Source organism: Curtobacterium sp. PhB137 (genome assembly GCF_003814955.1).
Taxonomy (GTDB): Bacteria; Actinomycetota; Actinomycetes; order Actinomycetales; family Microbacteriaceae; genus Curtobacterium.
On record NZ_RKQO01000005.1, the window covers coordinates 428,662 to 449,836 of the forward strand.

Below are 21,175 nucleotides of genomic sequence, written 5' to 3' on the forward strand. Positions count from 1 at the left end.
ACACACATGGCTGATCGGAGTCTCCGCGGCATGCGGCTCGGGAGTCAGAGTCTCCAGAGCGAAGAGGGCGTCGAGCTCTCGGACCGCAAGCGCGCGGTCTACCAGACGGATTCGGGGGAGACCTTCGACATCGTCTTCTCCGCTGACGCAGACGTGCCCCAGACCTGGTCGGAGCCACGCTCCGGCCGCGAAGGCCGCCTGCTCGGTGACGACGGCATCCCCGTCGAGGTCGCAGCAGAGGACGTCAAGGCGCCCCGTACCCACTGGGACATGCTGCTCGAGCGTCGCTCGCGCGAGGAACTCGAGGAGCTCCTCGAAGAGCGCCTGCAGGTCCTCCGTGCACGACGCGGTGCCTGACACCACCACCTGACGAACGACGATGCCCGCCCCGGTTCCCCGGGGCGGGCATCGTCGTTCGTGGTGGTGCGGGTCAGCGTCGGCCGGAGCCGTCGCTGGTGCGGTGCCCCGACGCTTCGTCGTTCGGGTGCTGCGCGGCGTCGGCCTGCGGAGCCGGCGCGTCGTCGACCTTCTCGGCGGTCGCGTCGTCGGCGGCTGCGAGGTGCGCGTCGACGCTCCGGTTCGACTCGGCCAGTCGTGCGTCGAGGTCGGACTCGGGGACGATGTCCGCGGCGGTCGCGTCCGCACGCGGCATGGTCGTGCCGGCGGACCCGGCAGCGGCGGTGTTCGCCAGGCTCTCGTTCGCGAGCTTGGAGATGCGGGAGAGGAAGTCCCCGCCCGAACCGGCGCCGGCGACCGGGCCGCTGCCGCTCCGTCCGCCGGAGAAGCCCTTCGCGATGCCGGACAGCGCCTCGGTGAACTCGCTCGGGATCATCCAGAGCTTGTTCGCGGTGCCCTCGGCGATCTTCGGGAGCATCTGCAGGTACTGGTACGAGAGCAGCTTGTCGTCGGGGTCACCGGTGTGGATGGCCTCGAAGACCGTGGCGATGGCGGAGGCTTCACCCTCGGCGCGGAGCACCTGGGCCTTGGCGTCACCCTCGGCCGCGAGGATGGCGGCCTGCCGCTGCCCCTCGGCCTCGAGGATCTGCGACTGCTTGGTGCCCTCGGCCTGCAGGATCGCGGCACGACGGCTCCGCTCGGCACGCAGCTGCTGCTCCATGGCGTCCTGGATGGACACGGGCGGCTCGATCGCCTTGAGCTCGACACGGCCGACGCGGATGCCCCACTTGCCGGTCGCTTCGTCGAGCACGACGCGGAGCTGACCGTTGATGTTGTCGCGGCTGGTCAGGGCCTCTTCGAGGTTGAGGCCACCGACGACGTTGCGGAGCGTGGTGGTGGTGAGCTGCTCGACGGCGCCGAGGTAGTTCGCGATCTCGTAGGTCGCCGCGCGGGCGTCGGTGACCTGGAAGTACACGACGGTGTCGATGGAGACCACGAGGTTGTCCTCGGTGATCACCGGCTGCGGCGGGAACGACACGACCTGCTCACGCATGTCGAGCAGGGGCCGCAGGCGGTCGATGAACGGCACGAGCAGGTTCAGGCCCGGCGAGAGCGTCTTGTGGTACTTGCCGAGGCGTTCCACGATGCCCGCGGTGGCCTGCGGGACGATGCGGATCGCCTTGGCCAGGACGACGATCACGAAGATGACGACGACGAGGATCAGGACGAGCAGTGCGATCGTCCCGGGTGTGATGGTCACGAGGTGGCCCTTTCTGCGAGGCGCACGACCGCGGTCGACCCCTCGATCGACTCGACGACCACGGGGGTGCCGAGTGGCGGTGTGCGGTCGATGGCGCCCACGGCGAACCGTGCGCTCCAGGTCTCGCCGTTGGCCAGGCGGACCTGACCGGGAGCAGATGATGTGAACGCGACGGCGACGGTGCCGGGGAGCCCGATGAGCCCCTCGATGTTCGTGCGGTGCGGGTCGGCGCCTCGGCCGAGCATGAGCAGCAGGCGCGGTCGCACGAGCGACAGCAGCACGAGCGCGAGCACGGCGGAGATGATGGCGGACAGCCACCACGGGGCGCCGAGCAGGGCAGCGATCAACCCACCGGCGGCTCCGGCCGCGAGCATGATGAAGATGAAGTCGAGGGTGAAGATCTCGACCACTCCCAGCAGCAACACGAGTCCGATCCAGACGATGGTCTGGATCCAATCGATTCCGTTCACGCGATCTCCCTCCCTCGGTCGCGCGCCGTGGCTCGCAGCGTCGCGACGGCCGGTACAACTCCGTTCAACATATCAGGAGGGTCGGTCGGCCGTGCAGGCGATTGGTAGGCTCGGTGCGGCCGACCGGCCGGAACACGACCTGGAGAACACGACTGTGAGCAACCCCCTCGCCCCCGGATCCCTCACCGACACGCGCGCCGTCGTCACCGGCTCGTCGCGCGGCATCGGCGCCGACACCGTCGGGTACCTGGCCGAGGCCGGCGCCAAGGTCGTCGTGAACTACCGCAACAAGGCCAAGCGCGCCGAGCAGATCGCCGAGAAGGTCGTCGCAGCCGGTGGCTCCGCCCTGGCGATCGGCGCCGACCTCACCGAGCACGAGTCGGTGCAGGCGCTCGTCGACACCGTCGTGCAGGAGTGGGGCGGCATCGACCTGCTCGTCCTGAACGCCTCGGGCGGCATGGAGTCCGGCCTCGGCGAGGACTACGCGCTCCGCCTGAACCGCGACGCGCAGGTCGACATGCTCCAGACCGCCGTGCCGCACATGCCCGCCGGGTCGCGCGTCGTCTTCGTCACGAGCCACCAGGCCCACTTCGTCGAGACCGCCGAGACGATGGACGAGTACGTCCCCGTCGCCAAGAGCAAGCGCGCCGGCGAACTCGCCCTGCGCGAGCTCGTCCCGCAGCTCGAGGCCGCGGGCATCGAGTTCGTCGTCGTCTCCGGCGACATGATCGAGGGCACGATCACCGCCACCCTGCTGAACCGCCTGAACCCCGGCGCGATCGAGGGGCGTCGGCAGGAGGTCGGCAAGCTCTACAGCGTGTCGGAGTTCGCGGCCGAGATCGCCCTCGCCGCGATCGAGCCGATCCCCGCCGACCACACCAAGCTCGTCGGCGACGTCAGCGGCTTCGTCGGCTAGCGTCGGGCGGGTGACTGCCAAGCCCGGCCTGCGCCGAACCTCCCGCATCATCCTGCTCGACCCCGAGGGTCGCGTGTTCCTGATGGACACGAACTCGCCGTCGTCGGACGGCGCGCACAGGTGGATCACGCCGGGTGGCGGGGTCGACCCCGGCGAGGACCACCGCGACGCGGCGATCCGCGAGCTTCGCGAGGAGACCGGCATCGTCATCGACGATCCGGGCGAGTCCGTGTGGTCATGGGACTTCACCGTCGAGTGGGACCTCGCCGACCACGACCGCGGCCACAGCGAGTTCTACGTCGTGCGCACCCCGGGTTTCGAGTTGTCGGACGCCGAGTGGACGGACGACGAGCGGGTCGACATCCTCGCGTCGCGCTGGTGGACCGCCGACGAGCTCGACGCCACCGATGAACCGTTCGAACCGGCGGAGCTGCCGGAGCTGGTGCGTCGGTTCGCTGCCGCCTGACTCGGCCGTCGTCTGACCCGGCCGTCGTCTGCACGGTGCCGGGTCCGTCGGTCGGTGCGGGGTTGGTGGCGTGGCGCGCGCTTGTGGCGCTGCACGGTGCGCGGAAACGCGCACGGGGTGAGAAAGAGCGCACGGTGCTGACGGGAGGCACGGTGCGGGCGTGACCCGTGCCTCCCGTCCGGTGGTGGGTCGAGTCCACCGCACGGTGCCTGGTCCGTTGGCCGGTGCGGGGTTGGTGGTGTGGTGCGCGCTTGTGGCGCTGCACGGTGCGTGGAACCGCGCACGGGGTGAGAAGGTGCGCACGGTGCTGACGGGAGGCGCGGTGCGGGCGTGACCCGTGCCTCCCGTCCGGTGGTGGGGTGCGTCCACCGCACGGTGCCGGGTTGTCTTGTCGGTGTCGGTACCCGTCGGTACGCTGATCGACATGCATACCAGTTCCGGCGACGACGGCGTTCCGAGCCGGAGCGTGCACGCCGCTGACGGCCACGATCGGATCCGCGTGCGCGGTGCCCGCGCCAACAACCTGCAGGGGATCGACGTCGACCTGCCGAAGCGTCGACTCACGGTGTTCACCGGTGTGTCCGGGTCCGGCAAGAGCTCGCTCGTGTTCGGCACCGTCGCCGCCGAGTCGCAGCGGATGATCAACGAGACGTACAGCGCCTTCGTGCAGGGCTTCATGCCGTCGCTCGCACGACCCGACGTCGACCTGCTCGACGGCCTGACCACCGCGATCGTCGTCGACCAGGAGCGCATCGGCGCCGACCCGCGGTCGACCGTCGGCACCGCCACCGATGCGAACGCGATGCTGCGCGTGCTCTTCAGCCGTCTGGGCGACCCGCACGTGGGTGGTCCGAACGCGTTCTCGTTCAACCTGGCGACGGTCACCGCCGGGGGAGCGATCACGGTGCAGAAGGGCAAGGACGCCAAGGCCGAGAAGGTCTCGTTCACCCGGCTCGGTGGCATGTGCGCCGACTGCGAGGGGCGCGGGCTGGTCAACGACATCGACCTGACGCAGCTGTTCGACGACTCGAAGGCGCTCGGCGACGGGGCGATCACGATCCCCGGCTACGGCACCGACGGGTGGAACGTCCGGATGTACGCGGAGTCCGGGTACTTCGACAAGGACACCCCGATCCGCGACTTCACCGAGCAGGAACGCGCCGACTTCCTCTACCGCGAGCCCACGAAGCAGAAGATCGCCGGCATCAACATGACGTACGAGGGGCTCGTCCCCCGAGTGCGGCGTTCGATGCTGCAGAAGGACCGCGAGGCGATGCAGCCGCACATCCGCGCCTTCGTCGACCGTGCGGTGACCTTCACGACGTGCCCGGCGTGCGGTGGTACCCGGCTGAACGACGTCGCCCGCTCGTCGAAGATCAGCGGGAAGAGCATCGCCGATGTCTGCTCGATGCAGATCACCGACGTCGTGCCGTGGCTGCGGGCCATCGACGACCCCGGCGTCGCGCCGCTGCTCGACGGCCTCCGCGACCTGCTCGAGTCGTTCGTCGAGATCGGTCTCGGCTACCTCTCGCTCGACCGCCCGACCGGCACACTGTCCGGGGGAGAGGGGCAGCGGGTCAAGATGGTGAAGCACCTCGGGTCATCCCTCAGCGACGTCACGTACGTCTTCGACGAGCCGAGCACCGGGTTGCACCCGCACGACATCGAGCGGATGAACGGCCTGCTGCTGCGGCTGCGTGACAAGGGGAACACCGTGCTCGTGGTCGAGCACAAGCCCGAGGTCATCGCGATCGCCGACCACGTCGTCGACCTCGGCCCGGGCGCCGGCTCCGGCGGCGGGACGCTCTGCTACCAGGGCCCGGTGCAGGGGCTGCGGGGGAGCGGGACCATCACCGGTCAGCACCTCGACGACCGCGTCTCGGTGAAGACCGCCGTCCGCCGGTCCGACGGGGCGATCGCGATCCGCGGTGCGTCGGCGCACAACCTGCACGACGTCGACGTGGACGTCCCCACCGGGGTGCTCACCGTTGTGACGGGGGTCGCTGGATCCGGCAAGAGCACGCTGATCCCCGGTTCGCTCGCGCATCGCGAGGGTGTCGTGGCCATCGACCAGAGCGGGATCCGCGGCTCCCGACGCAGCAACCCGGCGACCTACACCGGGCTGCTCGAACCCATCCGCAAGGCGTTCGCGAAGGCCAACGGCGTGAAGCCCGCGCTGTTCAGCGCGAACTCCGAGGGTGCGTGCCCCGCGTGCAACGGCGCCGGTGTCGTGTACACCGACCTCGGGATGATGGCGGGCATCGCCACCCCGTGCGTGGAGTGCGACGGCAAACGGTTCGACCAGTCGGTGCTCGGCTACCAGCTCGGCGGCAAGGACATCAGCCAGGTCCTGGGCATGTCCGTCGCTGAGGCCGTGGCGTTCTTCGCCGATGGTCCTGCCGCGCTGCCTGCTGCGCACACGATCCTGGCGCGCCTGGCCGACGTCGGACTCGGGTACCTGACCATCGGGCAGCCGCTCACGACGCTGTCGGGCGGAGAACGGCAGCGGCTCAAGCTGGCGACCCACCTCGGCGAGCGTGGCGGCATCGTCGTGCTCGACGAACCGACCACCGGACTGCACCTGGCGGACGTCGCCCAGCTGCTCGGGCTGCTCGACCGCTTGGTGGACTCGGGCAAGACCGTCGTGGTGATCGAGCACCACCAGGCCGTGATGGCGCACGCCGACTGGATCATCGACCTCGGGCCCGGCGCGGGGCACGACGGCGGCCGGATCGTGTTCGAGGGCACGCCCGCCGACCTCGTCGCAGCCCGCTCGACACTGACCGGCCAGCACCTGGCGACCTACGTCGGCGCCTGAAGCAGGGGACAGGTTCGTGCACGGAACCTGAACGTTGCCGGTGCGATTCGGATAGCGTTTGATCGACGCTCACGATCGGCTACCCGGCCTGGATCGGCGTCCTGATCGAAGGAGCTCCCATGTCCAACCCCGGCAACGCGCCCGCTCAGTCCAACACCTTCGGTGTCGTCTCCCTGGTGCTCGGCATCGTCGGCGTCGTCGGCGGCATCTTCATCGCCCTGATCGGCATCATCGCCGGCATCATCGGGCTCGTGCTCGGCATCCTGGCGCGCAAGCGTGGGGGCAGCCGCGGCACCGTCCTCGCCGGCATCATCCTGTCGGCCGTCGCGATCGTCATCGGCATCGTCGGCTACATCCTGACGGCGGTCATCCTCACCCAGTCGTGATGGAGCCCGTTCGCGGGCGCACTCGGTGCGTCCGCGGGCGTGCATCGTGAGCAGAAGAGGTCGAGTCCGTCATCCGGACTCGACCTCTTCTGCTCACCCGATGGCTTCGCGCCCGGTCCGGTCACCGGCGGTTCGCCCTTCGGCGAGGAACCCGGTGAAGGCGGCGCGCACACGGTCGAGGTCCGGCTCGAGCCCGGTGATGTGTCGGAGGCTCGCGACCGCTTGCCCGACGGCCATCCAGCCACCGTCGACCACCCGGCATCCGGCCGCACGTGCCGCCCGGACGAGCGGCGTCTCGAGCGGGAAGTAGACGGCGTCGGAGACCCAGGCGCCTCGGGGGAGCAGCGCGGGGTCGAAGGCCTGCCGCGGGTCGTCGTTCATGCCGAGCGGTGTCGCGTTGACGGCTCCGTCCGCCGTCGCGAGCACCTCGTCGGCATCGGTCATCGCCAGGACGCGGGCGTCGACGGGGGAGTCGGGCGGTGGCTCGAGCGTCGCGACGAGGGCCTCCGCGCGGCCGACGTCCGCATCGACGACGTCGAGCCGCCGGACACCGAGTCCGACGAGCGCGTGGGCGATCGCCGAGCCGGCACCACCGGCACCGAACTGCACGACGTGCTGCCCGGCGACCGATCCGAGACCGCGCTCCACGGCGATCCGGAAGCCGGTCTCGTCGGTGTTGTACCCGATGCGGCGGCCGTCGCGGAACAGCACGAGGTTGACCGCACCGATCCGGACAGCCCGCGGGTCGAGCGCGTCGAGCAACGGGACGACGGCCTGCTTGCAGGGGTGCGTGACGTTGACCGCGCGGTACCCCTCGGCCTCGGCGGTGGCGAGCAGTTCCGGCAGATCGGCAGCAGTTCGGCCCAGCACGTCGAGGTCGAGCAGGCGGTACTCGTAGTCGAGTCCGAGCACCCGGCCCTCTGCTTCGTGCATCAGGGGAGTCAGCGACCGCTGCAGTCCGGCGCCGATCAGCCCGACGAGCGTGTGCGGCATCGTTCCTCCTGTGGCGTCGACCGGCCGTCCGACACTAACGCGCCGTGCACGGAGACCCGATACGTCGTCAGCGCGTTCGGCGTACCGTCCGGCGCATGAGCTACAGCCAGCCAGACCCAGCCGAAGAGACCACCCAGAGCGAGACGCCGGAGCAGCCGGACACCGACCAGGAGAACCTGGAAGAACAGGGCGGTGAACCGGCGGCGCTCGAGATCGACGCCGACGACGTCCCGACGAAGCCCGTCGACTGACGCTGTCGCCCGGCGATGTGCTTCGTGAGCAGGAAAGGTCGGGTCCGCGCGTGGGACTCGACCATTTCTGCTCACGAAGCCCTCTGGTGCCGCGCGCAGGCAACTGGTAACCGCGCGTGTGAGGACGGCCGGAGTCGACACGAACAGGTGTCGCGCCGCGGCCACCACTTGACTACCCTCAGTGAGATGTCCTCACCGCCGACGCCGACGCTTCCTGTCTGGGGAGCTCGCTTCACAAGGCTCATTCAGGAATCCTTCGACTTTCTCGGCTCGCAGTCGGACCGAAAAAACGAGCACCTGGTTGTAAGGGCAATTCCTCGAAGCGACGGTGTGCATAGAGTCGTCTATCGGTATGGGGTCTTAGGTGAACTACTGCCGTTTGACGTTATCGAAGACTTTCGGGATATCCTCGCCCGAGGACGATCCGTTCTCGACATTGCCATGTTCGACGCAGTGACGAGGCAAGCATCCCCGCCTCTAACGGCCAGACAAGAGCGATCGACCTACTTTCCTATCGCGGCAACCGAGGAGGACTGGAATTCGCTCGCCGGACAGCCATATATGAAGGCTCTAACCCCCGATCAGCTGAAGAATCTAGAAGAGCTTCAGCCATTCGTAACGGGTAGTGGCACGCTCAGTGAGTTCGCCAAGGTGCACAATGACGACAAACACCAGGCACCGCTGCGATTAGCCGTGGTGCCTGACGCTGAGTTTGTGATGCTTTTCGATCACTTGTTTCCGCCGCCCGCGAGCGCAGGAGAGTGCTGGGTTGACTGGGTCACGCCGCTAGCACCCGTTGAAAACTGCAAAGATTTTGTCGAGTATCGCTCTACGGAGGTGATTGCGGGGGCAGCGGTCGAGGATGTGCCAATTGCGCTTGCCGTTGAGGTGAGCTCCGGTTGGCGGGACGTCCAACACTTCCTTTGGGAAGTGCTGGAGTTCATCTCCCGAGCGACGGCTGTCCTGCATGACGGAGACATGAAACTTGCGGACGCTCTCCGTGACTACTTTGCGTTCCGACGGGACGAACTTGAGGCGTTTCGCAAGATGCTCGTCGAGCACGACGCTGCTTCGGAAGCGCAATGGCTGACCTCACGCGGAGGATCCGCCGTCCCGCATGATGTCGATGGCATTCACCTGCACCCGATGGCAACCCGACCCGGTGTGCCTGTTCACTCTTTTGCTGCGACTGTTGACTGGCCGGCGCTCTTGTCGGGCGACGATCTTCCTCCTTCCTTCGCAAAGCTTGTTCCCTGGTTGCAGGTGGAACGATCGAATCGTCCTGATTGACAGATCGTTCACAAGCGCTGTCGCCTAACCGCGCCGACGTATTGCGCGTAGGTGGAACCGGAGTCGACGCGGTGCGCTTCGATCGTCTCGGAGGAGTAGCCCAGCGCCTCCGCGACGATCGGGACGGGGCCGAGTTTGCTGAGTTCGTGCAGGGCTCCGAGGCGGGCGGCTCGAGCGCTGAAGACGTCGCGTAGGTGGGTGGCAATGTGACCGGGATCAATCGGTCGTCCTGGTGATTGACCGGTAAAGACCCAGTCGCTGCTCGGGTGTGACGCGGTGCGGAGGTTCACGGGTTCTGCGAGGAGCTCCCGCCAGGGTGCATCCAGCGGCGGGGGCAGTTCGAGGTCGATGGAGCCGAGCCGAACACAGACAGTGTCCTCGTTGACCGTGATGTCGCTCCATCGTAGTTCGAGGCTCTTGCGGAGCTGCTGGCCAAACACGAGGACCAGGATTCCGATCGCCCGGTCTCGCGGTGAGAGTTCGTCGGTGTGGACGAGCCGTTCGGTGACGCTGGCCTGGTCGGAGGCGCTCATCCGCGGGGCGGTTCCACGGCGGTGTCGGGGAACGATCAGGTCCCGGTTGATCAGCCGAGCGCTCTGTGCCCAAGGGATGAGCCGATCGATGAACTGCCTCGTTGAGGGTCCGCTGGTGAGCCAACGGTCGACGTCGCCCTGCGTTGTGTCGACGAACGTGACGTGGTGCTCGGTGAGCCAGTTGAGGAAGTCGACGCCCACCGTGATCGACTGCTTGGCGCGCAGGAATGCATTTCGAGGCACTTCGTCCATGGCGCGGAACTTCCGTAGGAAGCTCCATCGGATCCATCGGTCAACCAGGCGACGATGCTCGTCGTCGGCGACGCGGTTTGGGATCTGTGTCAGCCACTCGGAGAAGGCTGCGAGGTAGTGATCGCGTCGAGGGAGCACGCCGTGCTCGATCAGGAGACCGCGGACGAAGTCCCGCGTTCTCGATTTTGGTAGCTCGTCGATCGCCTCGTGTGTGATGGTCCCGTCCGTAGCGATCATCCGAAGCGTGGCTTGTACGTGGTCCTGCCGAATCCAGGTCAACCCGGAGTTTGCGCGCTGCATTCGCTTGAGGGCGTCAGCCAAGGGTTCGAGCTGTGCGGGGACGCCGCCGTCCGGCGCGGAAAGGGCAGTGTCGACGTAGTTGGAGAGCGCGCATGACCAGCACCGACCCTGAGAATAGAGCTCGTCCTCGGCGCCGCAAAGCACGCAGTCGACGTTGATCCGGACGCCCGAGCATGTGCGGCAGGTAGGGCCGTCGTCGGCTGTCCCGGGCAGGATGCCGACGTGCCCACAGACAGCGCAGGTGCCCGACGTTCGGATCGCCTTCCGGTAGCAGTTCTGGCAGATGAGCCCGTCCGGCCAACGCGCGGCGACGGGCCGGTGTTCGCCGCAGCGGCCGCAGGCCTCGTAGGCATCTGCGTCCTCGGGCGCCTTCGGCCTAGCCATGGTCGTCGGCGAGGCGGATCCGATGAGCCACGGGGTTACCGTTCATGGCGGGGGGTTCCTCGCCCGGCTCGGGGGCGTTTACACGGCCGGCTGCTCGCATCTCGACAAACGGCTCGAAGAGGTCATTCGGGGTGCAGTCGAGGATGTCGCAGAGCGCAGCGAACGTTCGAGCGGGGATCCGTTCTGGGGTGCCCGTGACGAGACGGTAGACCTGGCTCTCCGAGAGGTCGATGCCGCGGGTTCGCAACAACGGAACGAGTTCGGTGCTCTTCCAGAGGTTGTGCTGCGCCATTAGGGTGCGGAGGTTCCAGCGGTAGCCGATTCGTCGCTGCTCACTCATCGTGGTGTTCCTCTCGCTGGACGATCCGGGTGGAGATCATCTGTTGCAGGATCTTCTGCTTGAAGTCCGATCCGACCGATGTGTAGAGACTGGTCGTTGAGGCATGGCGGTGACCGACCTGCGTTTGGACGAACGTTGCGTCGTAGCCAGCCTCTAACAGGTGCGTGACGTAGGAGTGCCGGAGGCAGTGCAGGTTCAGGCCTTCGTCGTAGCCGACGGCGCGACGGAGGGCTACGAAGGCGTCACCGACTGTGCTGACGGCGACGCGGCCGCGTTCGGTTGGCCAGAGGGCGCTGGACCGGTCTGCGGTCTTGAACCGGTCGCGGCGGCCGGGGGAGAGCCAGGTCGACAGGAGTGGGACTACCCACTCGAATTCGGGGACCGTCAACACAGTGCGTCGGCGCGGCCCGGACCCCTTCGTGCCCTTGCCCCAGCGCACTGTCAACGCACCGAACAGGCCGTAATCCGGAACATGCGGGTTGGGCCCAAAATCACTGATTTCGAGCATCGCGAGCTCGCGACGTCGGAGCCCGAACGCATAACCGACCTTGAACGCCGTCGAATTCCGCATCAGGGCCGGCCACTGCTTCAGACGCTTCCGGTAAGCGAAGTCCACTTGATCGTCGATGTGGTCGAACAGGGCTTGCAGCTCCGAGACAGTGAAGGCGCGTCGCCGTGGATCCCGAGCATCGTCAGCGGTGTGGCGTGGGGAGTTCCACTCGAAGACGATCTGCGCCGGGATCTCGCCGAACATTGCCTCGCAGTAGTCCCCCCAGCCGTACGCGATGTTCGCGACGTACCCGCAGAACGCTGCGATCGCATTGCTGTACGCCCGCAACGTCGACAAGGCGTACGCGTGCTCACCGAGGCGGTGCTCCGCGAGGAACTCGTCGAGGTCGGCCGGTCCCCACGACCACGGGTAGGTGCCGGTGTAGTTCTGAAACCTCCGGATGAGGCTGAGCTTTGGCTCGATCGACGAGGTCTGCAGACCGCGCGCGAGCATCTGGCTTGTCCACCCGTCGACCATTGCTTCGAACACGCGCTCGTCGGCCCGGAACAGCTGAACGGAGCGATCCTTTAGATGCCTCGGGACCGCGCCTGGTATCGCGCCTGCCATGTGAACTCTCTTCGTGGAATCCTGCACTAAATGCAGGAAACATACGCTGCCCGGTGCCAAGAGCACAAGACCCGACTCTCGTCCGGTTCGCCTCATTCGCTCGCAGCGCGCCCTATCGAGCGGGCCGAGCCAAGTGACCGGTCCCGAAGCCTCCCACATGGGGGCAACGCACGGAGTGTCGCCGGCCCTCGCCTTCGCGATCGACCGGCGCCTCGCGCCGCAGGCGTTGGGCCGGCATCCGGCCCTTGACTGGTATGGATCGACTGCCGGCCGTCGGTTGAGGCGGCTTCGCGCTCTACGCTGGGACGCGTGAGCAGAACTCCCCGACAGCGACCGTTCGAGCTCGCGCCGGCGCCCTGGCCGGAGATTCCCGCCGACGATGCGATCGCGGAAGCGGCTCGTACCTTCGTGGTGCGGCTGAGGGAGGCAATGGGAACTCAGAGCACGCGCGCGGTCGCGACGGCTGCTGGAGTGCACCACACAACGTTGCTCGGTGTTCTGGCCGGTCGTTCCTGGCCGGATCTCGCCACGCTCGCTCGGCTTGAGCTTGCCCTCGACACCGAGCTGTGGCGACGACCCGAACGTTAGAGGTCGAACACCGTTTCGAAAGCAAACCAGGTTCCGCCTGACATGTCGGCGAGGGAACGGAGGCGTCCCTCGAAGCGCTGCCGTGACTCGATGGGAGCTTCATGGAGGTGTTGAAGGCGGCGCCTCAGTAGGTCGCGCATCAGCGCCGCAGCCGATTCGTCGCCTCCAAGCTGTCCGCTGATGACGTACTCGCCGGAGTCGAGGTCACAGACGGCGACGAGCTCGGTAGCTCCGACGGTGACGACGAAGTCGCCGCGGCGGCCGACTGTTCGGTAGTCGATACGCGCGGCCTCGGGGACCACGACCGCGTCCAGCCAAGAGACTTCCACTCTGGCACCGGTTGTGGCTTCGATCGTGAGGCGGGGTGAACCAGAACCCGCGCCTCGCTCGCCTTTTCCCATGTGCTGATTATAATCAGCACGCGGCATGAGACGTGTTGCGAGCGGCTGGCAGGTGAGGAAGTGGCGTTGGAAGCATCAGAGGCGGCCCCTTCGCCGGTGAGGTCTGCCGCCTCGCGTCAGATGTCGCTCGCCGCGCTGGAGGCGGCCATCGAATCGCTTGGACTCGAGTTCTACGCAACGGTTGAGCAGATCGCCGAATCGCTAACGGCGCTCAACCGGCCGAGTCCGCTGGGAACGGCGAAGCGAGCTCTCATCCTTCAGTGGATCGGCGCGGTCGGTGACGAGTTCCAATGGGAAGCGGAGCTGAGCGACCGAAATCTCATGACCGTGCTGGTCCGAGCCATATCGATCGAACATGCGGCAGTGTTGCGGGCCGATGACGTGGCCCGACGACGGGGGAGTACTCTCCATGAGCTTCGGGCTGACGTGGCTTCTCGACAGCTCTGGGGATTCGAGCGGGCTGGAGCCTTGCTGTTCCCCTCGTGGCAGTTCATCGACGCCGGTGCCAAGACTTTGGAGCTCATCTCCGATGTTCTACCGACGGTGCTGCAGTGCGTACCGCCTGACGCGCCGCCAGCACTAGTTGCTCGCCTGATGTGCTCCGAAGACCCGCACTTGCAGCGGGGCGGCGCGCGGTGCAGTCCAAGAGAACATCTGATCGCGGGCGGATCGCCTTGGCCCGTGGTGCGGACCTTGCTGCTTGTGCTCGAGGGGTCTGCTTCGCGCCTCCAAGATCTCGTACTCGGAGGACGGGGTGACCGGTGAGGTTGGCTGGGGAGCGGCATCCACACTCCGGCTGAAGCAGCGGAAGCGACCACTGTGAACGTCCCCCTATCGAGCTTCAACTCCCTCGCCGGTGTCATCGCGCACGGCCGCGACTATGGCCGAGTCGCTGAGCCACCCACAGTTCCGCGTGGCCGACAAGGGACACTCGAGGAGCAGGAGTTCCTCATCCGGTTCGGCGGCTGGACCCGGGAAGAGTACGAGGACTCGAAGGCCGAAGTCGCCCGCGGCGAGCTGGAGAACGTGGAACGTCGCACGGAACTTGAGGGGCTCGTCTCTGCGTTGACCGCCGAGGAAGCCGCGGACTGGTTGCGCATCAACGACGCTGAGCTGCACGCGCTCCTCGCTACGGGGCAAGTGACAGCCTTCGTGTGCGACGGGGAGTTGCGGTACCCGGCGTGGCAATTCACCGATGACCCAGCGATACCAGTCCTTCCCGGCCTTGCACGACTCACGCCGGCGTGGGGTGATCAGAAACATCCAGCCACGATCCTCGGCTACATGTACAACGCGGACCTCGAGATCGAGGGGACCAATGAGTCCTTCACGCCCGTCGAGTGGTTGACGATCGGCGGCGACGTCCAGGTCGTGCTCGACCATCTCGAAGCCGCGAATTGGCGGTAGGACGCCTCGGATGCACACAGTTCCGCCCTTCGTGTCTCGCAATCGACCTCAACCCACCACCCCTCCAGGCGGCAACTGTGGGGGACCTAGAAGTCAAACAAGAGGGGAGTGCCTGATGACGTCACGGGTACAGATCGCGCGGGCACGCGCACGTGTTGCTCTCGCCGCCCTGACGGGTGACGACCTGCCGGACAGCGTCCGCAGCAACGCCACCATGGACTTCGCGGATGCCGACGACGCTGTGTTGGTCACCCGGGACCGCGATCTTGACCCGCCGCGGCAAGACCGCGCCTTCCCACGACTAATCGGTGTTCACGCCGGCGGTCGAGATTTCGGGCCACGCCACAACCCGCCGCGTCCTCGAACCGGCCGAGATCTCACACCTGACGAGGAAGACGCACTCATCGAGTCGGCGTTCGGTACTCGGCAGCGGTACGAAGCTGCAAAGTCCGCCGTCGCGCGCGGCGAGCTCGACGCAGCCGAACGCCGTTCTTGGCAGCGCGGAATGAGTGCCTCCCTCACCCTTGAGGAAGCGGCCGACTGGCTGGATACCGGAACGGCACGGGTCCTCACCCACCTCGTGTCCGGCAACCTGTTCGCGTTCGTGTGCGACGACGAGCTGCGCTTCCCGGCATGGCAATTCACCGACGACCCGAACCACCCGGTGCTGGATCACCTATCGACGTTGGCCGGAGCGTTCGACAACGACATGCACCCGACGTCGATCCTCGGCTTCATGACGACACCACACCCGTACACGCGCATCCACGGTGAACCGGCGACGCCCATCGAATGGCTTACCGAGGGCCGCCGGGTGCAGCCGTTGCTGGAACTACTCGAGACCCGGCGCTTGAGATAGATCCTGCACCGAAGACCTGCTCAGCCTCACTCGCGATATCCCCGACCTGATGGGGCGGCAGGAGCACCTGGCCAAGCCCCGAGACAGCGCGCTGGAGGGGGAGGCCGGACCTCACGAATGTCGACGTCAGAACTGGATGTACCCGTTCCAGCCCCGCTCCGCATCTAACCCGTCCTCCCCGAAAACGTCAGGATCAACGGGGAAGTGCTCGTTCTGGAAGTGATCGAGCGACGCCCGAGCCTTGTCCCGCAGCGCAGAAACATCCTCTGCGGGGTGCATACGAGACAGCATCGCGGTCCGTCGCTCCAGGACCGCGTCCCACAGCTGGCGACGGCTCACCTCGGCCATCAGCTGCCCGGCGACCAACATCGAGTGGAACTCAAGCGATCCCGCGAACCGATCCATCAGCGTGATCAGATCCCGATCTTTGACCTCTATGAAAACCTTGGGCTGACGGTTCTGCTGCTCTGCCATCGAGCGCACCTGCGCCCGCGCGTCCTCGAACGCCTGCCGTTCTGGATCCTCTGGCATGATTTCCCCCTCCTGCCACAGCACGATGCGTGGGCCATTGGCGATGTACAACAGTAGGCAGCTTCTCTCTGAGTCGCGCTTCTGACTTCGCTCCCTATCCGGGCGGCCTGGTCACTACGGCTGCAGGAGTTCTCGTTCGATGCGTTCTGCGACGGCGTCCCGCATTGGTCGCACGTCTTCCGGTGACCAGGAGGTGGGGTCGGGGAACGACCACTCCAGGACCGTGCCGCGTGGTTCTGCGGGGAGCTCGAGGCCGGGCTTCATGAGCACGACGATGTCCGCCTGTTCGAGCAGGTCGGGCGTCACTTGCCGGGGCACGCGTCCCGTGATGTCGAGGCCGAGTTCGCCCACGGTCGCAGCGATCGAGGGGTTCACCTCGTCGGCTGGGCTGATGCCGGCGGAGGTGGCCGTGTAGCGGTCGGGTGCTGCGAGTTCGAGGAGCGCTGCGCCGAGCTGTGAGCGGCCGGCGTTGTGTTTACAGATGAACAGGACGGTGGGCTTCGTGGTCATGGCTGCCACTCCCGGTCACTTGGTGCAGCACGAGGTGCGGTCAGTAGCCGACTCAGGCGGAGTGCAGCAGGCAGCGTCGTCAGCGGCAGGAGTCGCGGTGGCGGCGGGGGCGGTGCAGCAGGAGCTGCCACCGACGTCGGTGGAGCAGACGCCTGTTTCGGGGAGGACGAGTTCGACCAGGCGCGCTGCGGTGTGGTCGCCTGCGAGTTCGGCGGCGATGGAGCGGACTTGCTCGTAGCCGGTGAGGAGCAGGAAGGTGGGTGCTCGGCCGTAGGACTTCATGCCGGCGATGAAGAAGTTCGGCTCCGGGTGCGCAAGCTCGGCGACACCATGCGGGGGAACAGAGCCACAGGAGTGCAGGTTCGGGTCGATCAGTGGTGCGAGGGCGCGGGGTGCTTCGACGATGTCGTCGAGTCCGAGGCGGATTTCGCGGAGCATGTTGAGGTCGGGTCGGAACCCGGTCGCGTTCACGATGACGTCGACCGTCACCGCGAAGGGCTCGCCGGCGCGGCGTCCGGTGATGGTGACTTGGTCGCCGTCGGGTTGGACGTCGTCGATCTCGTACTGGGCGATCTGCTGCACCTGACCGGATTCGACGAGCTCGTGGACGGTGGAACCGAGCTGCCCGCGGGCGGCGAGCCCATCGGCTGCGTCCGCGCCGAGCCGGGCCGTGCCCGGGTTGCGGATCGCCCACAGCACTTCGGTTCCCGGCGCGGTCTTGGCGAGGCTGGCGAGCTTGATGAGCGTGTTCGCGGCGGAGTGGCCGGCACCGACGACGAGGACCCGACGACCGGCGAACCGGTCACGGTCGGCGCCGAGGACGTCAGGGAGCGCGTGGACGACCCGGTCGCCGAGGTCAGCGGCGGGTGCGAGCCCAGCAGCAGTGAGGGGGTTCGGGGACGTGTAGGTGCCGGAGGTGTCGACGACCGCACGGGCAGTGACGTCGTGTGCACCGTCGGCGGTGTGGAGGCGGAGCAGGAATGGGGTGTCGGCGCGGCCGGTGGAGCGGGTGCGGTCCATGCCCTGCCGGGATACCGCTTCCACGCGGGTGCCGTACTGGATCACCGGTGCGAGCTGCGGGGTCGCTGCCAGGGGTGCCAGGTACGTGTCGACGAGGTCGTGGCCAGTGGGCAACGACGCCGCTCGAGGTGCTTCCCAGCCGGTGGCTTCCAGGAGGCGCTGGGCGGCAGTGTCGATGACGTACTGCCACGGGGAGAACAGCCGCGTGTGCCCCCAAGCGCGAACGCTCGTCCCCACGGTCGGCCCAGCTTCGTAGACGACGACATCGAGGCCGCGCTCAAGGAGGTGCGCGGCGGCAGCGAGGCCGACGGGGCCGGCACCAATGATCGCGACGGGGAGTCCGGTGAGGCGGTCCGCGTCGGTCCGGGGTGGGACGGTGAGGGTGAGCGTCATGGTCTGCGGCTTCCTGGTCGTTACGCGGTTGCTTCGGCGGGCAGCAGCTCGGCGAGGAGCGTCTGGACGCGGTGCTTGATGTCGTCGCGGATGGGGCGGACGTCCTCGATGCCGCGGCCGGCGGGGTCGGTGAGTTCCCAGTCCTCGTACCGCTTCCCGGGGAAGATCGGGCAGGCGTCGCCGCATCCCATGGTGATGACGGCGTCGGAGTCGCGGACGGCGTCGGTGGTGAGGATCTTCGGCTGGTTGCCGGCGATGTCGATGCCGTCTTCGGCCATCGCCTGGATCGCGATCGGGTTGATCTGGTCCTTCGGCGCACTGCCGGCGGAGATGACCTCGACGCGGTCGCCGCCGAGGGCCTGGGCGTAGCCGGCGGCCATCTGGGAGCGTCCGGCGTTGTGGACGCAGACGAACAGGATCGTGGGCTTGTTGCTCATGGGTGTGTGTCTTTTCGGGTTCAGTGGATGAGGGTGAGCCAGCCGGCGAGGGCGGCGAGGGTGATGGCGAGGACGGGGATGGTGAGGATGATGCCGGTGCGGAAGTACTGCCCCCACCCGATGTGGATGCCCTTCTTTTCCAGCACGTGCAACCACAACAGCGTCGCGAGGGATCCGATGGGGGTGATCTTCGGGCCGAGGTCGGAGCCGATGACGTTGGCGTAGACCATCACCTCGTGTGTCAGCCCGGTCGCGCCGGCGCCGCCGATGGCAAGGGCGGCGATGAGGACGGTGGGCATGTTGTTCATCAGGGACGCGAGGATCGCGATGGTGAACCCGACGCCGAGCGCGGTGACGAGGACCCCGTGGTCACCGAGCACGTCGAACAGCGTCGCGAGGTGGTCAGTGAGGCCCTGGTTCTGGAGGCCGTAGACGACGAGGTACATGCCGATGGAGAACAGCACGATCTGCCACGGCGCCTCCCGGATCGTCTTCCACACCGGGATCACCCGCCCCGACGGCGCACCCGGCCCGGTGCTGCCTGCGCTGACGGTGGCAGTACCGCCGGTTGCGACGAGGACCGGTGCGGCCTCGGCACGAGCGAAGAGGAACGCGGGCTGCCGTGAAGCCACGGCAACGATGACGACGGCTCCGACGCCGGCGACAGCGGCGAGCGGGACGCCGAGCGGGTCGGCGGCGAAGTAGCCGACGAGCAGCAGCGCCAGGACGACCCAGCCGGCACGGAACGTCGCCCGGTCCGTGATCGCTGCGGCGGGGCTGGTGAGGGCGAGGACGTCGTACCGCTTCGGGATGCTCCTGCCGAAGTAGAGCAGCAGCATCTCGAGGGAGGCCAGGACGGAGACGATGCCGACGGGGATCATGACGGCGGCGTACTCGGCGAAGCCGAGGTGGAAGTAGTCCGCGGAGACGATGTTGACCAGGTTCGACACCACCAACGGCAAGCTGCCGGTGTCCGCGATGAACCCGGTCGCGAGGATGAACCCGAGCGCCGCCTTCTGCGGCATGTTCAGTGCGCGGAGCATCCCGACGACGATCGGGGTGAGGATCAGCGCGGCCCCGTCGTTGGCGAACACCGCCGCGATGACCGCGCCGAGGCCCACGATCAGCACGAAGAGCAGCCGTCCGTTGCCGCGGCCCCAACGGGCGACGTGAAGGGCCGCCCACTCGAAGAACCCGGCCTCGTCGAGGATCAACGAGATCAGCACCACCGCGACGAACGTCAGCGTCGCGTTCCACACGATCCCGACCACGGTCGGAATGTCGGAGAGGCCGACGACGGTGGTGGCGAGGGCGATGACGGCGCCGATGAGCGCGGTGTAGCCGATCGGGAACCCCTTGGGCTGCCAGATCACCACCACGAGCGTCGCGACGAAGATCGCCGCAGCGACCACAGCCAGCACCATCAGGCGCTCACCCCAGCCTGATTCACTGCAGCCTGGTTCGCCGCTGCGGCGGCGCGTTCCCAGCCCTGCGCGGCGACCTGCACAGCGTCCCACGGGGACCCGAGCGGCGGCGTGTAACTGAGGTCAAGATCGATGACGTCGTCCACGGTGAGCTCCGCGTGGAGGGCGGTGGCGAACGTGTCGATGCGCTTGCTGATCTCCGCGGTCCGCTGCCCGACGATCTGCGCACCGAGGAGCCGCCCGGTGGCCTGGTCGCCGGTGACGCTGATCGTCAGCGGGACGGCGCCCGGGTAGTACCGCTTGTGGTCATCCGCGACCGTCACCCGCGTCAGCGGAGACACCTCCAGTGGGCCGGTCTCGTGCTGGCGGAGGCCGGTGCGGGCGGCGACGAGGTCGAACACCTTCACCACCTGCGTCCCCACCGACCCGGCGAACGTCTTCGAGCCGCCGAGCATGTTCTCCCCGGCGACGCGGCCCTGCTTGTGCGCGGTCGTCCCGAGGGGCAACCAGGTGGTGCCGAGGAGGCGGTGGTGCGTCACGACGCAGTCGCCAGCAGCCCACACATGCGGCACACCGGTCCGCATGGACGCGTCGACCACGATCGCGCCGGCCTGGCCGAGCTGCGCTCCGGCGGCGACGGCGAGATCCGTGACCGGGCGGACGCCGACGCAGACGACCACCAGCGCGAACGTGCCCTCCGTGTCACCAGACGCGGAGCCGGTGGCGACGCGCCACTGCCCACCGCCTGCCGGGGTGATCCCGGTGACGGTGGAACCGGTCAGCACGGTCGCGCCGTGGCGTCGGACCTCGGCGGTGACGAGGGACCCGAGTTCCGGGTCGAGGGTAGAGAGCACTTCCGGACCACGCTGGATCAACGTCGTGTCGAACCCACGGGCGACGAGCCCTTCGGTCATCTCCAGGCCGATGTAGCCAGCACCGACCACCGCGACCCGGCTCCCCGCCGGCAGCAGCTCGAGGGCAGCAACGACCTGCTCGGCGTCAGTCATGGAGTGCAGCAGGTGGATGCCCGGTTCCCCGAACGGCACGCCGGCCGGACGGACCGGTTCCGCGCCCGTGCCGATCAGCAGCTCGTCGTACGCGATCTCCTCGTCCCCGGTGGGGCCGGTGACGGTGAGGCGGCGCCCGTCGACGTCGACACTCGAGGCCCAGGTGGAGGAGCGGACGGTCATGCCGGCGGCCTCGAGATCAGCACGGGTGCGGTGCGCGAGGGACGCTTCCGTGGCGACGTCGCCGGACACCCAGTACGGGATGCCGCAGATGGAGAAGTTCGGGAACTCGTCCGCGAGCACCACCGTCACAGCCGTCGACGGGTCAAGTTCACGGGCGCGGAGCGCGGCGGCGATGCCGGCGTCGCTGCCGCCGACGGCGAGGAGGTGAGTCATCAGGCTGGTCCTTCACGGATCGAGCGGGA

24 protein-coding genes are annotated in these 21,175 nt (G+C 67.6%); 11 read left to right on the top strand and 13 right to left on the bottom strand.

Features of this window, described 5'->3' with window-relative positions:
- Positions 1–6: 6 nt before the first annotated feature.
- Positions 7–357 carry an RNA polymerase-binding protein RbpA gene (locus EDF28_RS08580; protein ID WP_111084006.1) on the top strand — a complete coding sequence of 117 codons (351 nt, stop codon included), beginning with the start codon at positions 7–9 and terminating at the stop codon, positions 355–357.
- Between the two features lie 73 nt (positions 358–430).
- On the opposite strand, the gene EDF28_RS08585 is transcribed toward EDF28_RS08580, so the two are convergent.
- Together EDF28_RS08585 and EDF28_RS08590 are read right to left on the bottom strand one after the other, a co-directional pair.
- Positions 431–1,657, bottom strand: coding sequence for an SPFH domain-containing protein (locus EDF28_RS08585; protein ID WP_123339650.1), 1,227 nt, complete (start codon positions 1,655–1,657; stop codon positions 431–433).
- Positions 1,654–2,127, bottom strand: a complete 474-nt coding sequence (locus tag EDF28_RS08590) for an NfeD family protein (protein WP_235035827.1) — start codon at positions 2,125–2,127, stop codon at positions 1,654–1,656. Before EDF28_RS08590 ends, EDF28_RS08585 begins: the two co-directional genes overlap by 4 nt.
- A 154-nt stretch (positions 2,128–2,281) precedes the next feature.
- Between EDF28_RS08590 and EDF28_RS08595 the strand changes: the two genes are divergently transcribed.
- The 4 genes from EDF28_RS08595 to EDF28_RS08610 all read left to right on the top strand — a co-directional run bounded on the left by EDF28_RS08595 (position 2,282) and on the right by EDF28_RS08610 (position 6,713).
- Positions 2,282–3,043, top strand: coding sequence for an SDR family oxidoreductase (locus tag EDF28_RS08595; protein WP_123937907.1), 762 nt, complete (start codon positions 2,282–2,284; stop codon positions 3,041–3,043).
- 10 nt (positions 3,044–3,053) lie between these two features.
- Positions 3,054–3,509, top strand: coding sequence for an NUDIX hydrolase (locus tag EDF28_RS08600; RefSeq protein WP_123294404.1), 456 nt, complete (start codon positions 3,054–3,056; stop codon positions 3,507–3,509).
- Between the two features lie 424 nt (positions 3,510–3,933).
- On the top strand, positions 3,934–6,327 hold the full coding sequence (locus EDF28_RS08605; protein ID WP_123937910.1) for an excinuclease ABC subunit UvrA: 2,394 nt from the start codon (positions 3,934–3,936) through the stop codon (positions 6,325–6,327).
- Positions 6,328–6,446: 119 nt separating this feature from the next.
- Complete coding sequence (locus EDF28_RS08610) at positions 6,447–6,713, top strand: hypothetical protein (protein ID WP_123294405.1); 267 nt, start codon at positions 6,447–6,449, stop codon at positions 6,711–6,713.
- A 93-nt stretch (positions 6,714–6,806) separates the two neighbouring features.
- On the opposite strand, the gene EDF28_RS08615 is transcribed toward EDF28_RS08610, so the two are convergent.
- Complete coding sequence (locus EDF28_RS08615) at positions 6,807–7,706, bottom strand: shikimate dehydrogenase (RefSeq protein ID WP_123937913.1); 900 nt, start codon at positions 7,704–7,706, stop codon at positions 6,807–6,809.
- 95 nt (positions 7,707–7,801) lie between these two features.
- On the opposite strand from EDF28_RS08615, the gene EDF28_RS19215 reads away from it, so the two are divergent.
- Together EDF28_RS19215 and EDF28_RS08620 are read left to right on the top strand one after the other, a co-directional pair.
- Entirely contained in the window at positions 7,802–7,957 is a 156-nt protein-coding gene (locus EDF28_RS19215; protein WP_159571359.1) for a hypothetical protein, read from the top strand.
- A 186-nt stretch (positions 7,958–8,143) separates the two neighbouring features.
- Positions 8,144–9,247 (top strand): hypothetical protein, encoded by a 1,104-nt coding sequence (locus EDF28_RS08620; RefSeq protein ID WP_123937916.1) that lies wholly within the window; start codon positions 8,144–8,146, stop codon positions 9,245–9,247.
- An 8-nt stretch (positions 9,248–9,255) separates the two neighbouring features.
- Here the strand turns inward: EDF28_RS08620 and EDF28_RS08625 are convergent, their stop codons facing one another.
- Genes EDF28_RS08625 through EDF28_RS08635 form a run of 3 tightly spaced genes read right to left on the bottom strand, consistent with a single transcriptional unit; the run spans position 9,256 to position 12,200 of the window.
- Entirely contained in the window at positions 9,256–10,716 is a 1,461-nt protein-coding gene (locus tag EDF28_RS08625; protein WP_123937919.1) for a Fis family transcriptional regulator, read from the bottom strand.
- Positions 10,709–11,056 carry a helix-turn-helix transcriptional regulator gene (locus EDF28_RS08630; RefSeq protein WP_123937922.1) on the bottom strand — a complete coding sequence of 116 codons (348 nt, stop codon included), beginning with the start codon at positions 11,054–11,056 and terminating at the stop codon, positions 10,709–10,711. Before EDF28_RS08630 ends, EDF28_RS08625 begins: the two co-directional genes overlap by 8 nt.
- A complete protein-coding gene (locus EDF28_RS08635; RefSeq protein ID WP_260154742.1) occupies positions 11,049–12,200 on the bottom strand; it encodes a site-specific integrase in 1,152 nt (383 codons plus the stop codon). Before EDF28_RS08635 ends, EDF28_RS08630 begins: the two co-directional genes overlap by 8 nt.
- A 282-nt stretch (positions 12,201–12,482) precedes the next feature.
- On the opposite strand from EDF28_RS08635, the gene EDF28_RS08640 reads away from it, so the two are divergent.
- Positions 12,483–12,761, top strand: coding sequence for a helix-turn-helix domain-containing protein (locus EDF28_RS08640; RefSeq protein ID WP_216099621.1), 279 nt, complete (start codon positions 12,483–12,485; stop codon positions 12,759–12,761).
- Here the strand turns inward: EDF28_RS08640 and EDF28_RS08645 are convergent.
- On the bottom strand, positions 12,758–13,162 hold the full coding sequence (locus EDF28_RS08645) for a hypothetical protein (protein WP_123937924.1): 405 nt from the start codon (positions 13,160–13,162) through the stop codon (positions 12,758–12,760). The genes EDF28_RS08640 and EDF28_RS08645 overlap by 4 nt on opposite strands.
- Positions 13,163–13,228: 66 nt before the next feature.
- Between EDF28_RS08645 and EDF28_RS08650 the strand changes: the two genes are divergently transcribed.
- The 3 genes from EDF28_RS08650 to EDF28_RS08660 all read left to right on the top strand — a co-directional run bounded on the left by EDF28_RS08650 (position 13,229) and on the right by EDF28_RS08660 (position 15,428).
- Positions 13,229–13,927, top strand: a complete 699-nt coding sequence (locus tag EDF28_RS08650) for a hypothetical protein (RefSeq protein ID WP_148086811.1) — start codon at positions 13,229–13,231, stop codon at positions 13,925–13,927.
- Positions 13,928–13,981: 54 nt separating this feature from the next.
- Positions 13,982–14,569 carry a hypothetical protein gene (locus EDF28_RS08655; RefSeq protein WP_123937930.1) on the top strand — a complete coding sequence of 196 codons (588 nt, stop codon included), beginning with the start codon at positions 13,982–13,984 and terminating at the stop codon, positions 14,567–14,569.
- Between the two features lie 115 nt (positions 14,570–14,684).
- A complete protein-coding gene (locus tag EDF28_RS08660; RefSeq protein ID WP_123937933.1) occupies positions 14,685–15,428 on the top strand; it encodes a hypothetical protein in 744 nt (247 codons plus the stop codon).
- Positions 15,429–15,554: 126 nt separating this feature from the next.
- On the opposite strand, the gene EDF28_RS08665 is transcribed toward EDF28_RS08660, so the two are convergent.
- The 6 genes from EDF28_RS08665 to EDF28_RS08690 form a co-directional block, all read right to left on the bottom strand.
- Positions 15,555–16,010, bottom strand: a complete 456-nt coding sequence (locus EDF28_RS08665) for a hypothetical protein (protein ID WP_123937936.1) — start codon at positions 16,008–16,010, stop codon at positions 15,555–15,557.
- A 63-nt stretch (positions 16,011–16,073) separates the two neighbouring features.
- Complete coding sequence (locus EDF28_RS08670; RefSeq protein WP_123937938.1) at positions 16,074–16,469, bottom strand: low molecular weight phosphatase family protein; 396 nt, start codon at positions 16,467–16,469, stop codon at positions 16,074–16,076.
- A 15-nt stretch (positions 16,470–16,484) separates the two neighbouring features.
- Positions 16,485–17,882, bottom strand: a complete 1,398-nt coding sequence (locus EDF28_RS08675) for an FAD-dependent oxidoreductase (RefSeq protein ID WP_123937940.1) — start codon at positions 17,880–17,882, stop codon at positions 16,485–16,487.
- 20 nt (positions 17,883–17,902) lie between these two features.
- Positions 17,903–18,319, bottom strand: coding sequence for an arsenate reductase ArsC (locus EDF28_RS08680; protein WP_123937942.1), 417 nt, complete (start codon positions 18,317–18,319; stop codon positions 17,903–17,905).
- A 20-nt stretch (positions 18,320–18,339) separates the two neighbouring features.
- Positions 18,340–19,743 (bottom strand): arsenic transporter, encoded by a 1,404-nt coding sequence (locus EDF28_RS08685; RefSeq protein WP_185094186.1) that lies wholly within the window; start codon positions 19,741–19,743, stop codon positions 18,340–18,342.
- Positions 19,743–21,146: an FAD-dependent oxidoreductase gene (locus tag EDF28_RS08690; protein ID WP_123937944.1), complete on the bottom strand. Its 1,404-nt coding sequence runs from the start codon at positions 21,144–21,146 to the stop codon at positions 19,743–19,745. The genes EDF28_RS08685 and EDF28_RS08690 overlap by 1 nt, the downstream gene beginning before the upstream one ends.
- Positions 21,147–21,175: the final 29 nt, after the last annotated feature.